Origin of the sequence: Pararhizobium capsulatum DSM 1112 (assembly GCF_030814475.1) — a bacterium.
Classification (GTDB): Bacteria; Pseudomonadota; Alphaproteobacteria; order Rhizobiales; family Rhizobiaceae; genus Pararhizobium; species Pararhizobium capsulatum.
Genome location: NZ_JAUSVF010000003.1, coordinates 513,459 through 535,306 on the forward strand (window position 1 = coordinate 513,459; position 21,848 = coordinate 535,306).

Annotated in this window: 14 protein-coding genes and 1 pseudogene; 11 read left to right on the forward strand and 4 right to left on the reverse strand. The window is 60.8% G+C overall.

The genetic code is table 11. The features are described 5' to 3' along the window. Window positions 1-54: 54 nt before the first annotated feature. Window positions 55-1,194: an acyl-CoA dehydrogenase family protein gene (locus QO002_RS27610; RefSeq protein WP_307235992.1), complete on the reverse strand. Its 1,140-nt coding sequence runs from the start codon at window positions 1,192-1,194 to the stop codon at window positions 55-57. A gap of 159 nt (window positions 1,195-1,353) precedes the next feature. Here QO002_RS27610 and QO002_RS27615 point away from each other — a divergent pair, with 159 nt between their 5' ends. The 5 genes and pseudogenes from QO002_RS27615 to QO002_RS27635 all read left to right on the forward strand — a co-directional run. Continuing rightward, the gene (locus QO002_RS27615) at window positions 1,354-3,528 is read left to right on the forward strand and encodes an alpha-ketoacid dehydrogenase subunit alpha/beta (protein WP_307235994.1); all 2,175 of its coding nucleotides are present in this window, start codon (window positions 1,354-1,356) and stop codon (window positions 3,526-3,528) included. A gap of 43 nt (window positions 3,529-3,571) precedes the next feature. After that, window positions 3,572-5,167, forward strand: a complete 1,596-nt coding sequence (locus QO002_RS27620; protein ID WP_307235996.1) for an ABC transporter substrate-binding protein — start codon at window positions 3,572-3,574, stop codon at window positions 5,165-5,167. Window positions 5,168-5,218: 51 nt separating this feature from the next. Then, window positions 5,219-6,463 (forward strand): aminotransferase class III-fold pyridoxal phosphate-dependent enzyme, encoded by a 1,245-nt coding sequence (locus QO002_RS27625; RefSeq protein WP_307235999.1) that lies wholly within the window; start codon window positions 5,219-5,221, stop codon window positions 6,461-6,463. Between the two features lie 68 nt (window positions 6,464-6,531). Then, a complete protein-coding gene (locus tag QO002_RS27630; RefSeq protein WP_307236001.1) occupies window positions 6,532-7,497 on the forward strand; it encodes an aminotransferase class IV in 966 nt (321 codons plus the stop codon). A 198-nt stretch (window positions 7,498-7,695) separates the two neighbouring features. Continuing rightward, window positions 7,696-7,981: pseudogene (locus tag QO002_RS27635) on the forward strand (helix-turn-helix domain-containing protein); the annotation flags it as partial. Window positions 7,982-8,377: 396 nt separating this feature from the next. On the opposite strand, the gene QO002_RS27640 reads toward QO002_RS27635, so the two are convergent. The 3 genes from QO002_RS27640 to QO002_RS27650 all read right to left on the reverse strand — a co-directional run bounded on the left by QO002_RS27640 (window position 8,378) and on the right by QO002_RS27650 (window position 18,067). Next, window positions 8,378-15,982, reverse strand: coding sequence for a cadherin-like domain-containing protein (locus tag QO002_RS27640; protein WP_307236003.1), 7,605 nt, complete (start codon window positions 15,980-15,982; stop codon window positions 8,378-8,380). 298 nt (window positions 15,983-16,280) lie between these two features. Beyond that, window positions 16,281-17,024: an outer membrane protein gene (locus QO002_RS27645; protein ID WP_307236005.1), complete on the reverse strand. Its 744-nt coding sequence runs from the start codon at window positions 17,022-17,024 to the stop codon at window positions 16,281-16,283. 683 nt (window positions 17,025-17,707) lie between these two features. Then, entirely contained in the window at window positions 17,708-18,067 is a 360-nt protein-coding gene (locus tag QO002_RS27650) for a Pepco domain-containing protein (RefSeq protein ID WP_307236007.1), read from the reverse strand. A 246-nt stretch (window positions 18,068-18,313) separates the two neighbouring features. On the opposite strand from QO002_RS27650, the gene QO002_RS27655 reads away from it, so the two are divergent. The 6 genes from QO002_RS27655 (at window position 18,314) to QO002_RS27685 (ending at window position 21,706) form a co-directional block, all read left to right on the forward strand. Then, a complete protein-coding gene (locus QO002_RS27655; protein WP_307236009.1) occupies window positions 18,314-18,673 on the forward strand; it encodes a hypothetical protein in 360 nt (119 codons plus the stop codon). 64 nt (window positions 18,674-18,737) lie between these two features. After that, on the forward strand, window positions 18,738-19,019 hold the full coding sequence (locus QO002_RS27660) for a hypothetical protein (RefSeq protein WP_307236012.1): 282 nt from the start codon (window positions 18,738-18,740) through the stop codon (window positions 19,017-19,019). A gap of 744 nt (window positions 19,020-19,763) precedes the next feature. Beyond that, window positions 19,764-20,021: a hypothetical protein gene (locus QO002_RS27670; RefSeq protein WP_307236014.1), complete on the forward strand. Its 258-nt coding sequence runs from the start codon at window positions 19,764-19,766 to the stop codon at window positions 20,019-20,021. 420 nt (window positions 20,022-20,441) lie between these two features. Then, a complete protein-coding gene (locus QO002_RS27675) occupies window positions 20,442-20,657 on the forward strand; it encodes a hypothetical protein (RefSeq protein WP_307236016.1) in 216 nt (71 codons plus the stop codon). A 513-nt stretch (window positions 20,658-21,170) separates the two neighbouring features. Then, window positions 21,171-21,431 carry a CopG family ribbon-helix-helix protein gene (locus tag QO002_RS27680; protein WP_307236018.1) on the forward strand — a complete coding sequence of 87 codons (261 nt, stop codon included), beginning with the start codon at window positions 21,171-21,173 and terminating at the stop codon, window positions 21,429-21,431. Continuing rightward, window positions 21,428-21,706 (forward strand): hypothetical protein, encoded by a 279-nt coding sequence (locus tag QO002_RS27685; RefSeq protein WP_307236020.1) that lies wholly within the window; start codon window positions 21,428-21,430, stop codon window positions 21,704-21,706. Before QO002_RS27680 ends, QO002_RS27685 begins: the two co-directional genes overlap by 4 nt. Window positions 21,707-21,848: the final 142 nt, after the last annotated feature.

Below are 21,848 nucleotides of genomic sequence, written 5' to 3' on the forward strand. Positions count from 1 at the left end.
GCGCCGGTAAAGTCATCCGCGATAATTCCAAGGGCTCGCTGCATCAATCCTGCCTTAGGCGTTAAGCATTTCGCGTGCGATGATGATCTGCTGAATCTGCGACGTGCCCTCGTAGAGCCGGAACAGCCGGACATCGCGGTAAAAGCGCTCCACCGCATATTCCTGCATGTAGCCGGCGCCCCCGTGGATCTGCACCGCACGATCGGCGACGCGCCCCACCATTTCCGAACAAAACAGTTTTGCACTGGCCGCCTGCTGGATGAGGCGCTCCCCCCTGTCGAACTGTCGTGCGGCCTCCAGCACCATGGCGCGTCCGGCAAAGGCCTCCGTCGAACTGTCGGCAAGCATGGCCTGAATGAGCTGGTGTTCCGCGATGGGTTTGCCGAACTGCACGCGCTCGCGCGCAAAACGCACGGCCTCATCGCACAATCGTTCCGCAGCCCCTACACAGACGGCAGAGATATGCAGGCGGCCGCGATTGAGCACCTTCATCGCCGTCTTGAAGCCCACGCCCTCCGAGCCGCCGATCACGCTGTCGGCTGCAATCCTGCAATTGTCGAAAATCACGTCGCAGGTGCGGGTTCCGCGCTGCCCCATCTTCTTATCGATCGGGCCAAGGCTGAGACCAGGGCTATCCTTTGGGACGAGGAAGGCAGTAACGCCCGCTGCACCAGGCCCCCCGGTGCGCGCCATGACGGTGAAGACATCGGCCACTGGAGCGTTGGTGATATAGCGTTTCGTGCCGTTGAGCACGTAGTGCTCGCCGTCTCGCCGGGCCGTCGTTTTCACGGACCCCGCGTCCGAACCAATATCCGGCTCGGTCAGCGCGAAAGAGCCGATGATCTCTCCCGTCGCCATCAGCGGCAACCAATATTGCTTCTGCTCTTCGGTGCCATCGACGATGATGCCCTGCGAGCCGATGCCGTTGTTGGTGCCGATGACGGAGCGGAAGGCCGGAGAGGCATAGCCGAGCTCGAAGGCGACGTGCACCTCCTCCTCCATTGTCAATCCGAGCCCGCCATAGTCTTCTGGAATCGACATGCCGAACAGGCCGAGCTCGCGCATTTCTTCGATGATCTCCGGGGGAATGGTGTTTTCGTCTTCCACACGCGCCTCTGCCGGCAGCAGGCGTTCACGCGCGAACCGGCGAACTACCTCAACCAGGGCGTTTAGCACTTCGGCGTCCCGGATCATCTCAATTCTTCCTCGTTCGCGGCTTACGAAAATTTCTGTTGCATCTAAAGGCTGGCACAGCTTAGTGTGCCGTTCAACAGAAATCGGAATTTATTTCCATAAACGATAAGTCGGCGCTGAAACCCGAGATGCCGCTCCACTGTGAACCCGAGGATACGAATGGCACGCCAGATACCGCTCGCACCGTCCGCGCCCTGGTTCCGGCTGGAACTCGAGGAAGCGGACTGGAGCGAGGAGAAGGCCCAAGACCTTGTCCACTGGTACGGCCAGATGCTGCTCATCCGCCGGTTCGAGGAAAAGCTGCTTGATCTGGAGAAGGCCGGTCTGATTCATGGTCCGGCGCATGCCAGCATCGGGCAGGAAGCCGGCGCTGTCGGCGCCATGTCGGCGCTTGACACCCACGACAAGATCAACGGCACGCACCGCGCCCACCATCAGGTGTTGCTGAAGCTGCTCAATCCGTCGGTTCCGGGAGGCTTCGACATCCGCAAGGATGCCTTCACGCCCGGCATGGATGACGCGATCTATCGCTTCATGGCGGAAATCATGGGCCTGACCCCCGGCTATTGCGGCGGACGCGGCGGCTCCATGCACATGCGGTTCGCCGGCGCCGGCGTTGTCGGGACGTCAGCCATCGTCGGCGGCAACCCGCCCCATGCTGCGGGCTACGCACTCGCTGACAAGATGCTTGGCCGCGACCACATCTCCGTCGCCTTCTTCGGCGATGGTGCCGCCCAGAACGGCGCCAGCTACGAGGCGATGAACATCGCTGCCGCCCAAAACCTGCCGGTGATCTTCTTCATCGAGAATAATCTCTACGGCGTCGCCACCCATATTTCCGACGTGACGCGGGAGACGCGGCTGTCGTCGCGCGGCGCCATGCTCGGCATCGCCGCGATTGAATGCGACGGCATGGACGTTGTCGCCGTGCACCGGGCGATGGTCGAGGCCCGCCGCATCATCCGCGAAACCGGCGGCCCGGTAGTGGTGGAAGCGCTCTGCTACCGTCATTTCCACCAATCCGGTTCCCGCACCGGCAGCGACTTCGGCTACCGCACGAAAGAAGAAGAAGCCAGTTGGCGCGAGCGGGACCCGATCACCCTTGCCGAAGCCCGTCTGGTGGCGCTTGGCCTCCTCTCCGCAGAACAGCTTGCGCATATCGACGCGCTTGTGAGCGACCGCGTTGCTTCCGCCGCCGCACGGTTGACCGAACCGGTCCCCGGCGGCAATGCGCTCAGGATCCCCCATGGGCTCTGGCCGGACCCCGCAACGCGTGATCACGGCATTCTTGGCAATCTCTCGGAACTTGCCTGCAAGCGTATGCTCGACCACGGCGACATGCGGCCCGATGCAATGGAGAAGGTTAAATTTGTAACGGCAGCATCCGAGACCCTAGCAGCCGCCATGGCGCGCGATCCTCGTATCATCGTCATGGGCGAGGATGCCCACCAGATGCGCGGCGGCGTCAGCGGCTTTACCAAGGGAGCGCTGGAGCGCTGGCCGGAGCGCGTCCTACCCATGTCCATCGCGGAGAACGGTTTTACCGGCGTGGCACTTGGCGCGGCGCTCAACGGATTGCGCCCCATCGTTGAAATCATGTTCGGAGATTTCTGTTTCACCGCCGCCGACCAGGTCGCCAATGGCGTCGGCAAGGTGCGCCACATGTTCGGCGACGGCTTTCCCGTGCCGATCGTCCTGCGCGTGCGCATCTCGCCGCACACCGGCTACGGCTCCCAGCATTCCGGAGATCCATCGGCACTGTTCGGCATGTTCCCCGGCTGGCGTATCGTGACGCCGTCGAACGCCTTCGACTATATCGGCCTGATGAACTCCGCGCTCGCCTGCGACGATCCGGTCGTCGTGTTCGAGCACACGGAGCTTTATCAGAAGGAATTCGACGTTCCGATCGGCGACCGCGAGTTCTGTATTCCCTTCGGCTCGGCGCGCATCGTGCGTCCGGGGAGCGCCTGCACGGTCCTCGCGACCTCGGTCATGGTCCAGAACGCAGTCAAGGCCGCGGAAGAAGCCGGGGTCGACGCCGAAGTCATCGACCTGCGCAATATCGACCACCACGGCATCGATTGGGCGCTGATCGGCCACTCCATCGACAAGACCGGCCGGGTTGTCATTGCCGAACAGACTGCACGCAGCCTGTCGATGGGCGGGACCTGGGCAGCCGAGATCCAGGAACGCTTCTTCGACTGTCTCGATCACGAAATCCTGCGCGTGACCGGGGGGCTTGCCGCTCCCACGGTTTCGGCCGCCCTCAATCGCGCAGCGTTGGCGACGGTTGCGGATGTCAGGGACACATTGCTGAGGATTGCGGAAAAATAGTGGAACGGGCATCCGCGGCCCATCAAACTGGAGGTATCAACCCATGAAACGACTTCTTCTGCCGAAATCCGCCTTTGTCGCGCTTGCACTGTCGGCCACCGCACTTGGCGGCCTTGTGCATCCCGCGGCCGCCGAGGAGCATGCGCTCGTCATCGCCCGCGACATGGATGTCAACTCGCTCGATCCGGCGCGCGCCTGGTGCGACACCTGCCAGATCTACAACACCTCCGTTTACGAGCAGCTCGTCACGCTCGACAAGGACAACAAGGTTCAGCCGCTGATCGCCTCGAGCTGGGAGGTCAACAAGGAACAGACCGAGCTGACGTTCAAGCTCGACCCGGCGGCGAAATTCTCCGACGGTACGCCGGTCGAGGCGAAGGATGTGAAATGGTCGTTCGAACGGCTGAAGAACATCAAGGGCAACGGCGCCTTCATCGCCGACCCCATCAGTTCGATCGAAATTCCCGATACGCAGACAGTCATCATCAAGCTCGCCGCGCCGAACTCTGAATTCCTCAACCAGGCGGCCGCCGGCTTCCTCGGCGTGATCAACAGCGACGTTGCGAGCGCAAATGGCGCTCTCTCGGATGCAACGGCCGTCGACAAGGACACGTCGGAAAACTGGTTCCTCGCCAATTCCGCCGGCAGTGGACCGTTCGTGCTTGAATCCTACGAGCCCAATGCCGAACTGCGCCTGAAGCGCAACGAAAACTACTGGCGCAAGGCGCCGGCGATCCCGCAGGTTGTCTTCCGCCAGGTCAAGGACGCCGTGGCGCAGGCGCAGATGCTACAGTCCGGCTCGGCCGACATTGCCATGCAGATCGACCCAGAAACCGCCAAGACGCTCGAAGGCAGCGACATTGTGGTGGACAAGGTACCGTCTTACAACTTCGTCTACATCTCGCTTTCGCCGGGCGCCAAAGCCAACACCGTCAAACTGACGCCCGAGGTTCGCGAAGCAATCTCTATCGCCATCGACCGCACGTCGCTGATCGACTTCACCGTTGGCGGCGCCGGCCGTCCGATCGCAAGCCCCATTCCGCTCGGCTTCCCTGGCGGCGATGGCCATGAGATCCCCGGCTACAACCCGGACCGTGCCAAGGAACTGCTTGCCGCGGCAGGCGTGGGTGACGGCTTCACGCTCAAGTCGATCTATCCGGATATGAACGTCTACGGCGTAGACTTCTCGCTGATGATGCAGAAGATCCAGCAGGACCTGTCAAAGGTCGGCATCACGGTGGAACTTTCGCCGGTTCCCTTCGCAAACTGGCGTGAAGCGGCCAACGGCGATCACATACCGCTGACGGCCGTGTTCTTCGCGCCCGACTTCTTCGGCACCTCGCAATATGTCGACGTCTTCGGCCTATCAGAAGGCTCCACCTGGGCGAAACGTGCCGGCGGGGAAAACGATCCGTCGATCATCAACACGGAAACCGGCAAGCTACGCGAACAGGCACTCGCCGCCGCCACCCCGGAAGAGGCTGAAAAACTGTGGTTCGAGGCTGGCGACCAGATGGCCAAGGCCCGGATCATCATTCCGATGGTCAGCCCGGATCTCATCATGGCACACAGCCCGAGTGTTAAGGGCGTTCGTTACAGCGCCTGCTGCAACCTGCCGCTCGCCGAAATCTCGAACTGATCGGCCTATCGGGAGAGGCGCACTGCCTCTCCCACCAAGAAGGAACGCCATATGACAGCGAGACTGTTAAACAGCCGCGATACGGAACTTCTGGAACGCGCCCGGCGTGTCGTACCGAATGGCGTCTGGGGCCATATGGCGACCCGGGCGATCGCGCCCGGGTATCCGCAATTCTTCTCGCGCTCGGAAGGCTGCCGGGTTTGGGATGCCGACGGCAACGAATATATCGATTTCATGTGCGCTTGGGGTCCGAACGTGCTTGGCTATCGCCACCCCGAAGTAGAGGCCGCCGCCCTCGCACGCATCGATCAGGGCGACATCGGCAACGGCCCGACAGACACGATGGTCGAGCTCGCCGAACTGCTCGTCGACACGCTCGACCACGCCGACTGGACGCTCTTCCAAAAGAACGGCACGGACGCGACGACGGTCTGCGCCACCATCGCGCGCGCGTCCACCGGCCGCCGCAAGATCCTCGTCGCCCGCGGCGCCTATCATGGAGCTGTTCCGTGGTGTTCGCCGTCGGTGATCGGCGTGACCACGGAAGATCGTGCCCATCTCGTCCTCTTCGACTACAACAACATCGCGAGCCTCGACGCCGCAGTCGATGCGGCGGGCGATGATCTCGCGGGTATCCTGCTGACCGCCTTCCAGCACGATGTCGGAAAGGACCAGCATCTGCCGGAGGCTGCCTTTCTCGCGCACGCCCGCGCCGTCTGCGACCGCAGGGGTGCCGCCCTCATCCTCGATGATGTGCGCGCGGGCTTTCGCCTCAATGTCCGGGGCAGCTGGGCACCCTATGGCGTGAAGCCGGACCTCGCGGCCTATTCGAAATCAATCGCCAACGGTTGGCCGCTCTCCGCCGTCGCGGGTACAGATCGGTTCCGGGACGGCGCCGGCAAGATCCTCACCACGGGTTCGTTCTGGTATGGTTCCGCCGCCATGGCCGCGGCCATTGCCACCATCCGGATCCTGCGTGATAGCGACGCGCTCGCGCATACCGAAGCGATGGGCAACCGCTTCCGGGACGGTCTTGCGACCATCTCCACCCGCCACGGCTTCACGCTCCGGCAGACGGGTCCGGCGCAAATGCCCATGGTCCTCTTCGAGGGGGACCAGGATTTGCGGATGGGCAACGCCTTCTGCCTGGCTGGCCTGCGCCACGGCATCTACCTTCACCCCAAGCACAACATGTTCCTGTGTGCCGCGCATACGGCCGAGGACATCGACCGGGCGCTGGACGCAGCCGATGGTGCCTTCGCCGACATCGTCTCTGCCGGCATTCTCGCAGCCTAAACGAGGCTGCCTTTCAAGACCTCCGCGCCGTCCCACGGACTGCGTGCGACCTTTCAGGGAGGCGTATCATGTCCTACACGGACCACATCTTCACCGACTATCGCCGGCGCGTGAAAGAGCTGGAAGCGAGCGGCAATCCGTTCGGCAGGGGCATCGCCTTTATCGCGGGAGAATACGTGCCGCTCAACGAGGCGCGCATTCCGATCCTCGACCAGGGATTTCTCCATTCGGACCTGACCTACGACGTGCCCGCCGTCTGGAACGGCCGGTTCTTCCGGCTGGACGAGCATCTCGATCGTTTTGAGAAAAGCTGCGCACAGCTACGGTTGAAGAGCCCGTTGCCGCGACGGGAAATCCGCGACCGGTTGGTAGAGATGGTAGCGAAAAGCGGCATCCGCGATGCGTATGTAATGTTGATCGTGACGCGCGGCCTGCGCTTCGTGCGCCAGTATGCGCCGGAAGAGTGCGACAATTTTTGCTACCTCATGGTCATGCCCTATCTCTGGGTGATGGACGAAGCGACCCAGAGGACCGGCGGCAGCGCCGTCATCACCCGCACTGTGCGCCGCGTGCCACCGGGCGCAATCGATCCTACCGTCAAGAACCTGCAATGGGGCGATTTCACGCGTGGCCTGCTGGAAGCCCGCGATCGCGGCGCCATGTACCCGATCCTGACGGACGGCGACGCACACCTCACTGAGGGCTCGGGCTTCAACGTCATCCTGATCAAGGAAGGCAAGCTCTACACGCCGAAGAAGGGCGTGCTGGAGGGCGTGACGCGCAAGTCTGTACTCGCCGTCGCCGAAACGCTCGGCTACCCCTCCACTATCGACGATGTTCCCGTAGAACTGGCCTACCGGTGCGACGAGATCCTGTTCGTTACGACAGCAGGCGGGGTGATGCCTATCACCACGCTCGACGGTCAGCCGGTGGGCGACGGTGAGGTCGGCCCCATCAGCAAGGCCCTCTGGAAGGGATACTGGGATGCGCATTCCGATCCGGCACTGAGTTTCGAGATCGATTACAGCCGATGAATGTATGAAAGGCCGTTCGGAGCGGAGTTGGACTGATGATAGGTGGACCACCTCCACTCCCCGCAACTGTCCGACATTGTTCGGCGGCAGATTTCTGTGTCCCCGCTTTCTGTTCCATCTCCTCTTCCTTCGATCGAGCGCGATGAACGTTATCAAGGACATTCGCCGTGCGACGCGCAAGCATCACTCGACGACAACCTGAAGGAAGTCGTCGCCGAACAGGCGCTCGAACTGCGGCTTCTCAAAAAAAGCATGATCGGGCTTGGGGGAGACGAGGAATGAGATACCCTGCGAGAAACTGGAGATCATCCGGATCGTCGAACAGTCGCACCTACGGGCGAAGCACACCCTCGACAAGCTAGGTATTCCAAGACCGACTTTCTACCGATGGTATGATCGGCTCCAGACCCATGGCGTTGAGGGGCTTGGGGATCGGCATTCCGCTCCGCCGCGCGTGTGGAATCGCATCCCGGATGACGTCCGGTAGGGCAAGCCACGCACACGGAGTTCTCTCAGGCTGGTGTTGCGATTGCCAACCGACTGGGAGGCGTAACGCGGCTGAGCGGTTATTCCGTAATTTTGGCAACCAACCGCACGCTCCGTCGAATGTAAATGACGATTGATAAGGTTGGCTTATCGGTCGTTTGTCTCATGATGGAGCAACGGGCGATTTTGAGCGGGCAGAGGCCCGGAAACCGCGCCGGCAGGCTCGCATCCAGCAGCGAAATCGGTTGGCGCCTCCGCAAACGTCGCGCCTGACTCTTGTCGCACTGAGGTAGATAAGAAACCGTTAATCTCTCGTAAGACGCGCAAGCAAGGCGTCAGCAAACAGACAACGTCAAAACGATGAAAGACCAACGGGGCCGATCCTCGGTGCTGCTCAGAGAATAAAATCCCCTCTTGCGAGGTGATGGATGCCGGCCAGCTCGATCTGGAAATCGGCCCGGCCGTTGAGATCGACGTCGCCGTAAACGATGGTCTTGTCGTTCGCCGTGCCGACTAAATCATAGACCCTATACAGGAGATCGCCCGACGTCCCGGAGAAATTCCCCGTTCCTTTCCAGGTGAAGGCCTGGTCGCCGCCGAGCTTCGTGTTCGCGTCGATCTTCGACACGTCGAGCCGGTCATCGCCGAGCCCAAAATCGGCGATGATGTCGCGTTTGCCAGCACCGGAAAGCGGGCTCAGCGACCCGTTGTTGACGAAGCCGGAGAAGCCGGGAGCGGAATCCTGCGTCGTCACGAACTTGAAGACGTCGTTACCCGCACCTCCATAAAGCGTGTCGATGCCGGTCCCGCCGATCAGGGTGTCGTTGCCGCCCCCGCCCCTGATGATGTCGTTGCCACCCTTGCCATCGAGAATCTCGTCACCACTGGTGCCGGTTAGCGTGTTGTCGCCGGACGTGCCACCAATGGTCTCCAAGATGTTCTTGACGGCAATCTTGATGGTCTTGGACGCTTCATAGCCTGTCCCGATCGTTGTATCGTCGAGGCGCACGTTGACGTCGAGTGACGTATTGGTCTCATAATCCAATGTCGCCCCCGCCTTCAACCACAGCGCGCCGTTCTTGATCTCGAATAGCTTGGCATCCGAACCGGTCAGCGACAGCTTGTTGGTCCCTCCGTCGGCATCGGTGATGGCAAGCGTTGCCACCTTGCGCGCCAAGACGGTCGAGGCGTTCTCGGCGATCGACGTCAACACCTGGGTGGCGATCAGCACGGGCGCGTCATTGACCGGCGTGACGGTAAAACTGAAGGTCTTGGCCACCGGTGCCGAGGCATCCTCATTGCCGTCCTCGACCACGACCTTGAAGGTGGCCTTGATGGTTTCAGAACCCTTATGGGCAAAACTCACCTTGCCGGCGGCAAGATCGGTACCAGTGAAGCTGGTCGCCGCTACACCGTTCACCAGCAGCTTGCCGGCCGTCTGGCTGGATACCGTGAAGCGCACGCCGGATGCGGTATCGTCCGCATCGGAGAAGCTCAGGTCGGCCGTGGTCAGCTTGTAGCTCGTCCCTTCCGTCACCGTTGCCTTCAGATCGCCGGTCAGCACCGGCGCGTCATTGACCGGCGTGACGGTGAAACTGAAGGTCTTGGCCACCGGTGCCGAGGCATCCTCATTGCCGTCCTCGACCACGACCTTGAAGGTGGCCTTGATGGTTTCAGAACCGTTATGGGCAAAACTCACCTTGCCGGCGGCAAGATCGGTACCAGTGAAGCTGGTCGCCGCTACACCGTTCACCAGCAGCTTGCCGGCCGTCTGGCTGGATACCGTGAAGCGCACGCCGGATGCGGCATCGTCCGCATCGGAGAAGCTCAGGTCGGCGGTGGTCAGCTTGTAACTCGTCCCTTCCTTCACCGTTGCCTTCAGATCACCGGTCAGCACCGGCGCGTCATTGACCGGCGTGACGGTGAAACTGAAGGTCTTGGCCACCGGCGCCGAGCCATCCTCGTTGCCGTCCTCGACCACGACCTTGAACGTGGCCTTGATGGTTTCAGAACCGTTATGGGCAACGCTCACCTTGCCGGCGGCGAGATCGGTACCAGTGAAGCTGGTCGCCGCCACACCGTTCACCAGCAGCTTGCCGGCCGTCTGGCTGGATACCGTGAAGCGCACGCCGGATGCGGCATCGTCCGCATCGGAGAAGTTCAGGTCGGCGGTGGTCAGCCTGTAGCTGCCCCCCTCCTTCACCGTTGCCTTCAGATCGCCGGTCAGCACCGGCGCGTCGTTGACATTCCCCACCACGGACGTGCCGGCGCTTGTCACTGCCTCAGCCGTTCCGTTCTGATCGATGTAGCTGGTGACCACACGAACCACGCCGCCGACGTCCGCGTCGCCGAGCGTGTAGGTCACCTGATCGGTGCCGACATTGACGAAGCCCGAACCCGTGTCGCGCTGCCACTGATAGTGCAGCGCCCCAAGCCCATCGGCATCGGCCAGAGCGGCGGTGTTGGCAGTCAGCACCTGATTTTCGGTTGCCGTGCCGCTGATCGACACGCCGCCCGTGGGCGCGTCGTTGACGTTGAAGATCCCTGCGGTGGACGCGCTGGTCGCGCTCTCGGCGAAACCCTGGCCATCGGTATAGCTGGCAACCACACGAACCACGCCGCCAACATCATCGTCACCGAGCGTATAGGTCGCCTGGTCGGTGCCGACATTGACGAAGCCTGAACCCGTGTCGCGCTGCCACTGATAGTGCAGCGCCCCAAGCCCATCGGCATCGGCCAGAGCGGCGGTGTTGGCAGTCAGCACCTGATTTTCGGTTGCCGTGCCGCTGATCGACACGCCGCCCGTGGGCGCGTCGTTGACGTTGAAGATCCCTGCGGTGGACGCGCTGGTCGCGCTCTCGGCGAAACCCTGGCCATCGGTATAGCTGACAACCACACGGACCGCGCCGCCAACATCATCGTCGCTGAGCGTATAGGTCGCCTGATCAGTTCCGACGTTGACGAAGCCTGAACCCGTGTCGCGCTGCCACTGATAGTTCAGTGTGCCGAGGCCATCGGCATCGGCCAGAGCGGCGGTGTTGGCAGTCAGCACCTGATTCTCGGTCGGCGTTCCGGTGATCGACACGCCACCGGTATGCGCGTCGTTGATGGCGGCGATCCCTGGCGTGTCCGCGCTGGCAGCTGTCTCGAGGAAACCCTCGCCATCGCTGTAGCTGATGACCACACGAACCACGCTGCCGACATCCGCGTCGCCAAGCGTGTAGTCCGCCTGATCAGTTCCGACGTTGACGAAGCCTGAACCCGTGTCGCGCTGCCATTGATAGTGCAGTGCGCCGACGCCGTCGGCATCGGCCAGTGCGGCGGTACTGGCAGTCAGGATCTGATTCTCGGTTGCCGTGCCGATGATCGAGACATCGCCGGCATGCGGATTGTTGAACTCGGAGATGATCGACGTGCCGGCGCTTGCCACTGCCTCAGCCGTTCCGTTCTGATCGATGTAGCTGGTGACAACACGAACCACGCCGCCGACGTCCGCGTCGCCGAGCGTGTAGGTCGCCTGGTCGGTGCCGACATTGACGAAGCCTGAACCCGTGTCGCGCTGCCACTGGTAGTGCAGCGCCCCAAGACCATCGGCATCGGCCAGAGCGGCGGTGTTGGCGGTCAGGACCTGATTCACGTTTGAGGTACCGGCGATCGATACGCCGCCCGTGGGTGCGTCGTTGATGTTGACGATCGCTGCGGTTGCGGCGCTTGTAACGCCGTTGGCAAAGCCCTGGCCGTCGGTATAGCTGATGACCACACGAACCACGCTGCCGACATCATCGTCGCTGAGCGTATAGGTCGCCTGATCAGTTCCGACGTTGACGAAGCCTGAACCCGTGTCGCGCTGCCACTGATAGTTCAGTGTGCCGAGGCCATCGGCATCGGCCAGAGCGGCGGTGTTGGCAGTCAGCACCTGATTCTCGGTCGGCGTTCCGGTGATCGACACGCCGCCCGTGGGCGTATCATTGGTCGCCATGACCAGGGCGGTCGCGGCGCTGGTCTCCGATTCCACAGTGCCTCCGGCGTCGGTATAGTAGATCACCACGCGGACCACGCCGCCGATGTCGCCATCGCCCACGGCGTAGGTCGCCTGGTCGGCGCCGACATTGACGTAGCCGCCGCCGACGTCGTGCTGCCACTGGTAGTGCAGCGCACCGATGCCGTCAGGATCGGCCAGGGTTGAAACAGCCGTCAGGACCTGGTCCTCGGCCGGCGTGCCGGTGATGCTGGCGGCGCCGGTGTGCAGGTCGTTGGTCGCTGTGATGTTGACCAGCACCGAGCCGCCGGCCGTGCCCGTCGCGCCTGAGCCCTGGCCGCCACCGGGCGAACCATCGTTCAGCGCATAGTTCAGCGTCACCGACGCGGGCGGTGCATCGCTGGTGTTGGTGTAACGGATATTGTGGATGACGTCGTTGACCAGCGCCGTGGTCGCCGCCTCGCCCGAACTGGTGAAGTTGATCGTCAATACACCGCCGATGCTGGTGTAGGTGGCGAAGGTCAACCCACCGACCTGCAGATTGGCGCCGCTGACGGTAAACGAACCGCCCGAAGAGAAAGAGAACGCATCCACGGCATTGGCAGAGGCGCGTTGCACCGTGAAACTGGCGCCGGCGTAGTCGCCAATGCCGCCGTTGCCGGCATCCAGATCGACGTCGGAGACCGTCAGCGAACCCAGCAGGTTCGCCGCCGTCTGCTCGGTGGCGCCGACCGTGGCGGCGCTGCCCGGGACCACGGGTGTGTCATTCACGGCGTTGATACTGGTGGTCAGTGTCGTACTGGCATCGCTGTAGCGGGTCTGGCCGCCGTTGACACTGACGTCCAGAATGGTGCCGGTCGACACCGCGCCGCCGGAATTGTCGATCAAACAGGCCACCAGGGCCGGAACCGCGCCGTTGAAATTGCTGGCTGGCAGGAAGCGGACCAAGGTTCCGCCCCCCAGCACCAGGGCCGAGCTCTGGCTGGGCTCACCGATCGTGATCCAGGCACCATTGAAGTACTGCCAGACGCCTTGGCTCGATACCGCGTTGCCGGTGATGGCCACGCCAGCCAGCGTGTTGCCGGCATCCGGGTCGGTAAAGATCGAACTGAACAGGGTCGAAACGCTCTGGCCGCCTGGGGAGGCGGTGTTTTCATCGACCGCCGCCAGGATGGCCGAGCCGCTGGCGAACGGGGCGTCATTGGTGGAGGTGACTGTGATGTTCAGCGTCAGGGGCGCGCTGTAGGGCGTGGAGCCTCCGGTGGTGGCGACGTCCGGGGTCTGGCCGGTGGTCACCACCCCGGACGAGTCGTCGATCAGCGAGACGGTCAGCGAAGGCGCCGTGCCGGAATAGTCCGCCGCCGGGACGAAACGCACCAGGGTGCTGGCGCCCAGGACGAAGGCGGCGGAAACCGAAACAGCCGGCAGGTCATGCCAGCTTCCGGCGTCGAAGTACTGGTACATGCCCTGAGCGGCGGTCGCCAGGTTCGCCGTCACCGCCACGCCCGTGAAGGCGTTGGCCGACGAACCGCCGGACACCGTGTCCTTGGCGTCGGAGAAGTGGCTGAGGAACAGCGACGAGACCGTCTCGCCGGTTCCGGTGGCGGAGTCTTCGCCGATCGACGCCAGGCTGACGGACGAACCGCCAATGATGGTCGGGGCGTCGTTGAGGGCATTAACGGCGTGAGAGAGCTCCACCGTGCCGTTGGAATAGGACGTTGAGCCGCCGCTGGTGGTGGTGTTGACGACGGCGCCATTGGTCAGGGCGCCGCCGGATGCATCGACCAGCTTCACGGTCAGGGTCGGGGCCGGGCCGTTGAAATCGGCGGCCGGCAGGAAGCGGATCGGCGCACTGGCCGCGATCGTAACCGCTGCCGCCGTCGAGGCCGCGCCGACGTTTACCCAGGTCGAGCCGTTATAGTACTGCCACTGGCCGGTGCCGACGGTGGAACCGTTGGCGGTCACTGCCACCCCCGCGAAAGTGTCGGTGTCGGCGTCACTGTACTGGCCACTGAACAGGGCCGAAACCGTGTTGGTCAGGGTGGCGTTAGCCACATCTTCATTGGTCGCGGTTAAGGCCTCGGTCCCATCGCCGACGATGACCGGCGCATTGTTCACGCCGATGATGGTGATGGTGTAGCCGTCGGTGTCGCTCTGCGCGCCGCCCGAGCCGGTGGCGCCGCCGTCGTTGGTGACCACCGTCAGGGTGTCTGTGCCGCTGACGTTCGTATTGCCGAGGAACACCAGGCCGTTGGACGCAGCCAGAGTGGCGTTGATCTCGTTGATTGTTCCGGTGATGGTTACCGAAGCGGTACCGTTGCCGAACAAATCGCCCGGCACCAGGCCGCTGGCGACGTCGGTCCGCACGGTCAGCACGCCCTTGGTTACGCCCAGAGTGACCGTGACCACGGTCGACGCCGTGTTGGCATCGACGTCACTGATTGACAGGCCAGTGACGGCGATGTTGGTGTTTTCGTTGCCGGTGGCACTGGACACAGTGCCGTTGATCGGTGCGTCGTTCACCGCCGCGAGGTTGATCGTCGTCGTGCCGCTGTTGACCGATCCGGCCCCCACACCCGGCGTCCCGTCGTTGATCGTCCAGGTCAGGGTGCGGGAGGCGTTGGCGCCGTAGTTCGTCGGGTTGTCGCCCGTGGTCCAGTAGGTGATCGCAGCCAATACCGATTGGTAGTTGGCGATGGTGTCGTAGCCGCTCAGCGTGAGTGTCTCGGTCGCCGCATTCCAGCTCACCGTAATGCTGGTGCCGGCGATCGTGCCCGAAATCTGCTTGGCCACACCGTAACCGAGATGGTCGTCGGCCGTACTGCTCTCGTTGGACAAGAAGGTGCCGCCGGTGATCTGCACCGTGGCGCTGACCAGATAGCCGCCTTCCTTGTCGGTGATCGTCGGCGCGCCGGTCAGCAGAGTGGTCGTGGCTCCCTGCTCGGTCGGGCTCGCGACTGTGCCGCTGACGCCCAGGACTGCCAGGTCCACGAAGGCCATCCCCTCGATGACGGCGTTGGTGACGGTGAGACCGGGATTGATCGTGCGAACCAGGGACGCGCTGGTGCCGGCGCCATTCAGCTGGAAGACGTAGATCACGTTGTCAGCCCCGGGGCTGTCCTCGGAGCTCTCAAGATAGATCTGGCGTGTGCTCTGATCGAACGTCATGTCGCCGCCGTAGAAGACGTTGACTGGCATGCCGGTCAGCGTCACCTTGACGGCGGTGTCGTTCGACGCGTTCTCGCTGATGTACCAGAGCGCGTTGTCGTTGGCATCGTAGTTGGCGGTGGGATACGGATTTCTCGAGCGGGTCGTGAAATAGACCAAGTGGGTGGTCTCATCTACCTCGACATCCATGATCTGGCCGTTGCTCAGGTCCACGGGGAACTGGGCGGCGGTGGTCATCTGGGTGTGGGTGTTCGGGTTGGCGAGATCGAGGCGGAACAGCCCGGACGTAAACCCATCGACCGAATCCGAGTAGAACAGACGTTCGATCGAATGATCGATCGCGAAGTCGAAAGGGTCGAGAATCTTGAGGCCGCCCACGTCCGGTCGGTTGTCGGTGTTGGCCGTGGTCAGGAAGCCGGTGTCGGTGAGCACGCCTGCGGCAGTGTATGTGTAGACCTTGATGCCGGTGATGGCGCCATTCAGCGCGTCGTTGTCCTGGACGCCGACATAGATCCTGCGATTGATCGGATCGACTTCGATCGTGTTGACGATGAGGGTATCGGGACTGAAATCGACCACGATGGTCGGGGTGCCCGAGCCGTCGATGTTGCCCCGCACCAGGTAGGCGTTGTAATTCAGCGGCGACGCGGTGTTGGCGATCGCGAAATAGAAGCCGGCCGCTGTATCCACACCGATATCGGTGACCGAATTACTGGGGAAGTCGTTATCGCCCGTGCCCGCCCCACCATTGTCGTTGACGATCGTGCTGGCGGTGCCGTCGTCATTGATCCGCACGAGGCGGGTTTCGGCGTCGCCGCCCTCAGTGATGTACCACAATTGCCCGGTCGCCATCGTCGCTTCTCCCTGACGCTATTAGCCACGATCGCGTTTTTGAACCGACGGGGGCGAGGTCGTTATCCTTGTCGACTATTGTATGTTTTCCGCGCCATGGCGGATCGGTCGCGCAGAAAAAATGATGTCATTCGAAAATCTGTGGCCGGATCGCTCTCGGAAGAAACTCCGAGAGCCCGGTGAGCGCAGGCGAAGGCTTGATGCTCAAATGCACGATATCCGGCGCTGCCGGTGACCTTGAAAAAACTGATCTGCAAAGCTGATTGCTTCGGCGGCAATCAGTATGGAATGTTGGGTATCACATCCGCCATTTCAGTCCGACGCGGATGACATCGGCGTCAATATCGCTCTCAAATCGTGGGAACGCGCCCACCGGTTCAATGGCCGCGCCCGTGGCAGTCACCGCGCCGAAATCGTAATGCAGATATTCCAGGCCGACCGACCAGTTCGGCTGGAAGCGCCATTCGACACCGCCGCCTGCCACCCAACCGGTTTCCGTACCTCCGCCCGACACGTCCATCAGCCCCTGCGTCGGGACTTCGTGCCTGTCAAAGGCGCGCACATTGATATCGGCAAACGCCACGCCGCCGGTGACGTAGAACAGGACATCGGACGCCGTTACACCAGCGCGCAACCGCGCGCTTGCCGCCCAGTCCATGTCGAAGCTTGTATGGGTATCGCTCTGGATTGCCGAAGTCCCGGTCGCGCCGAGGTTCATCAGCGAGAAATCGAGGACCCCCCCGACCACGAAAGTTTTGTCGCTCAGATCGAACTGCTGATCGCACCCGGTCTCGACGCCACCTGTCAGCCCGTTGCCGGCCATGCCGATCGTCTCATAGGCGGGGTCATTCCAGCCGCTGCCCGAACCGGCGAATGGGCCTTCACCGAACGGCATATCGGTCGTATCCGCATCGGCACGACCATAGCCGGTGTTGACACCGAGATAGCAGCCGGACCAGGTGGGTGAGGTTGCCGCTGGGGGATAGACATCAGCGGCGGCGACGGACTGAAGACCAAATATGAGGGCCGCGGCAGCAGCCATACAAACAATATTGTATTTCAATCTGCGCCCCCCAGGACAATCGACCCCGCGCAGGTTCAAAAAAACGCGCGACGAACCGCAGCATAGGAGAATTTCTCGTAAATCACCAGCCCTTAATCGCAATGGTTGAAGTGAAAATATACTTCTATCTGTCTGCGATCGAATATCACATGTTGCATGGGCAAGCGTCGTCAAGCACCAGATCATAGCCCGACACGCCGCCTAAAGTTCTCCCATGTGAAATGCGCTCTCAGATACTAACCGATCTGCCGACGCATACTCAAATGCAGGTATTGGCCGAGTCCGCCATATATATGATGCTGTAGGCCACGCCTGCCCCGCGATGGTTGGCTTATCGTTCGTTGCTGTCGTGATCGAGTAACGGGTGATTGTCGTTCGCGAAAAACCCGGCTGGCAGCCGTCACAGCCGGCCGCCTTACTGGCGGGCGCGTACGCAGAACTTCACGCGCCTGCCGTTGTGGCACGGAAGATCGTAAGAAAATCGTAAAGTGCTTTCGGGCCACGGTGCGGTTTTCCTTGCCGACGAATGATGATGACAACGGCCTGGTGGACCACAACCCCGATCCTGGCAAGCACCTATATGCATATCAAATCGCAGAATCGGTCCCGGGCGAAATATAATTCTACACCTGTCGGAATATTTCAGAGCGCCACATCGGTACCTAAATGATTTCTTTCTGCTTATCCTTTTTGAAAATCAGTTTAATTCCCCCTCGCCCGGCCACCTTGCCCCCTGACCCTAGTATATTAATTTGACCTTCAGAACTAATTTCAACAGAAAGTTCAAGCTGATCTAAAGAGAGACTGGCGTTCGTGAAAGACTGATCAAATACATGTTGAACAACTTCAAGGAGGTTTGTGACCTGATCCCGCAAATCATCGGCGCTGAGATGGACAATCTTAAAAAAACCGCGGTCACGAATTGCACCGAAACCGCCGCCAACATCTTCACCGCTTCTGACGCCGTCGGCCGATTCCATATCAACCTCAGTCAGAACAGATATTCGTCTATTCAATGACATTCTTTTCCTCCTAAAGCTCACAGACTAGCCTGAAACCAACACGGCCCTCCCACCCCCTGTTCGTTTCGATCATTCGGTCGCGATATGACGACCGACAGATCGCAGGATGATGGGACCAAGATCCGCCTCTCAATACGCGCCACGGGGAACCATCCTGAAACGCGCTCCATCCACCGATGAATCGGAGAGCCGGTCGTGCCAGTTGTCTAGGCAAACCGTCAACGCCCCCTTGCCGGCGCGATTGCCATGGAGATCAAGGCACCGCGTGGTTTCGCGGATCCTCCTTCCATCCAGGTGGCGTTGCCCCGATGCTTCCTCGACATAACCCTCTTCACCGGTCTTGCCTTTAGTGACCACCTGCGCAAACCTTTCACGCCGTGCGTTGTTGAGGACTGGCACGGGTCAACCTTGGGAGTGTGTGAAATGGCGTTTCCTGATAGGCCGTTGGCATCGACATCGAAGGAAAAGCTTGGCGACGGATGGCTCGTGAAGACATTGAACGTCGGCGCCAAAGCGGAACAAGAGTCCTTCTTTAAGAGCGAAGCGGCGGCAGATGCCTACCTATCCAAGCAATATGAGCTCGTTCGAACCGAAAACGGCGGCTAGCGGAACGCCCGCTTCGCTTCTCGCGCTTTTTCTAATATTGCCTCGATCAACCTGGGAGAATGGCATGGACGAGATCATTGAAGACCTTCTGGCGGCCCAGGCGGCGCAGTCAGTCGTTGTGACCACGCTTCTGCGCTTGGTCCTCAATGCAATCCGGGAGGATGACGAGGGGGAAATTCGAAGAACGTTGCTGTCCAAGTGGAATGAAGAAGGTGCCGTCCTGCTCGACAGTAACGTTTTTGTCGGGCTTTCGCCAGAAGGGCAGGCCCGCGTTGTCGAAAAGTCGAAGGTTCGTATGACTGAAATCCTCGCGACAGCCCATAAAAGCGAGAGTACCGGCCCTTAGTCCGGCTCCATCGCAGGCATGCCGGCTTGGACTAGTTCGCGGCAACGCAATAGAAATAGCTCTTCACCGCCAGTCCCGCGAAGGCCTTAACCGAGCAACCGCATGTTTCAGGTTTGAAGCATTCCAGGCCTCGGCTCAATCGTTCAACCCGGTCCAATCGCTGTGGTTAACTATCGCTGCGCTGCCAGCGTCCAGTTGCCGCAGGGTTTCGCCGATGCAGTGCCATCTGGTTTCGAGCCCGTCAGAAGGTCGTGGCGGCAGTTTGGCGTGCCATCTCGACCGTTGATGGAGGGATGCGAGGTTGTCAACGATCTTTTCGCCTTTGGCGTTATACTAGGGCCGACTGCGGGTACGATCCTTTGCATTGCCATCTCTCACCCGTCGAACCTGCAGGCGTTGGCAAGGTTGTCGCAATATGCGTCCGCGGTCTGCATACCGGCCAGTTCTCCCTCCTTCCCGGGATTTACGCTCGGCCGAAGAGTCCACGATCCTGCAGCCGAAGGCAAAAGCCTTCAGCCAGCCCATTCATCAACCTCGGAAGGAATGGCCGCGCCTTCGTTGGCTGCTCATCTGGCCTATCGGAGACTTCGCCGCCGTTGCGAAGGGGTAGCTGTGCCGCGAACTGTCCAGCATAGAGGCGATGTGGGCCAAAACTCGCCTCCCTCGCCGACGACCGCGGCGCTGTTGACTAAGGAAAACAAGCCAATAGGCTGTCCTTGATGATTCGTTACCCGGGATAAGATTATGCCTATGCAGCGTGTATTGGAGAAAGTCGGCGACGACTGGATAGCGATTACTGATCTCGCGGCCATCGTTGCAGGCATCCCTGGAGAAAAGGTGAGCAAGTCAGCCGCGAACGGGACACGCTTACGTTGCCAGCAGCTCGTTGAAGCGGGCCTGGTCGAGCTTGGATACCAGGACCAATTGACCGGCGCCGTCTGGAAGCACCGCGGCGAACAGCGAGTCCGCCTTGTCGTCAGGCGCCTCGAGTCGCTAGGCTAGCTATACACCAGCACGACGAACCGCTCGCCTCGAAAGGAACTTCCGTCCGTGGTGATCGACGACGTAGTCGAATGTTGCAGCAGCTATGGGAGCGCGAAATATGGGTGACGAAGCTATTTTCGGTGACAGGTTTTGCCTTTCCCATATGGAGGCGCGGGCTTCGGCACGCATATACGAGGGCTTTTAGCTATTCTCTAAAATGAACCGAAACGTTCTCCTGCTATCAAGCGGGTAACGGAGGGCGTGATGGGCCATCGCAAGTTTAGAGAAAATAGAAACTTCAGCTCGTTCGCCAACATAGCAGTCTAGCGGTTGGATTCCGGATTGCTATCGGGGGATGGCTCAGCTGGAGAATGAAAGCGCACAAAATTTCAATCACACGCTGTTTAGGCACGTCTACGCGGAAAGCGCGGGGGAATTATGGGCGTCAAAGAGAATGCAGTGATGGCTGGTTGCCTCGCCACCATCATCGGAATTGCTAGGGCGTGCACCCTTAAAACAGACATTCCCGATATTTTTTTCATTCTCGTGTGGTTGCCGTTTCTTGGGCTGATTGGATGCGCCGCTTACCAGATGTATCAATTCCTCGTAACGAAAGTCCGTGAACTCACTGAAAAAGAGAAACACGACGCCTGACCGGTTTTCTTGATACTCCCCTCAATTCCGCCCCCCTTACCATCCCGCCCTCTTGCTTGATGGATAAACCGCCAAAGAAGCCGTTAAACTCGCGTTTGCCGACACGTACCCGTGAACCACCGGCTTCGAGGCAGTAGCGACCAAAAACCCGCCTCCCTGTCCGACGACCACGGCGCTGTTAACTAAGGAAAACAAAACGATAGGTTCCCCATGATGATTCGTTGCCGGGATTATCCCTTGAAGCGTGTATTGGAGGAGGTCGGCCACGACTGGATAGCGATTGTTGGACTCGCTGCCATGCCTATCAAGAAATGGCTTATCCCGTTCGTACAGGTTGATACCACATGAAGTGTTAGCGGGAGGCCGACTCAGTACGACGCGACTTAGAGAATTACAGGAATCGGATGAAAATGCGTCAAGTTGCAGCGCCGATCCACAGCGGGCTAAGATGAGTTGACCAGTCAACCGATTTGTCTTACATTGTCTTGCAGTTTGCCGAATAGGAGAAGCTCTATGACCAAGTCGCATGGGTCGGAATCCGTAACTCTCCGCGTCCCTTCAGATGTCGTTGCGAGCATCGAGGCTATCGCTGAAGCTACCGACCGATCAAGAAGCTACATCATCGTCCGCGCTCTGAAGACGTATCTCCTCAACGAAGGGGCGGATGTGTTGGCTGCGGTTCGTGGCCGCGATCAGATCGAGGCTGGCGAGTATGAGGACATCGACGACCTCATCGCCGATGTGGACAAAATCGTTGCCGGACAGGCTGCATGACGCGAGTGAAAGTCTCAAAAGACGCAGCCGACTTCGTCAGGAGTGAGGCTGCGTATCTTCGCCGGCGCAATCCGCATGCCGCTCGCAGTTTCGCAGATACCGTCAGACGCGCGAAGGAAGTCTTGAGAACCTTCGTCGATGCAGGGAACGTGACGCACGGACTCCAAATCGATGGTGGGCTTACGCTTGTCGTCGATGCCTACCTATTCGACTACATGCGCGAAGATCGGGACGTAAACTCATCGCAGTCCGCCATGGTCGAATGCTTCAGCTAACTCCGAATGTCGAGGAAGAAATCGAAGAGGACCCCGAGCTGAAAGGGTCGTATGATGGCTCTTCCAGCACTTTTAAGCCGTAAATCTCGCCAGTTTTGCTTCGGTCCGCAGTCCGCGCCTTGCTCCGGTAATCTTCGATCCT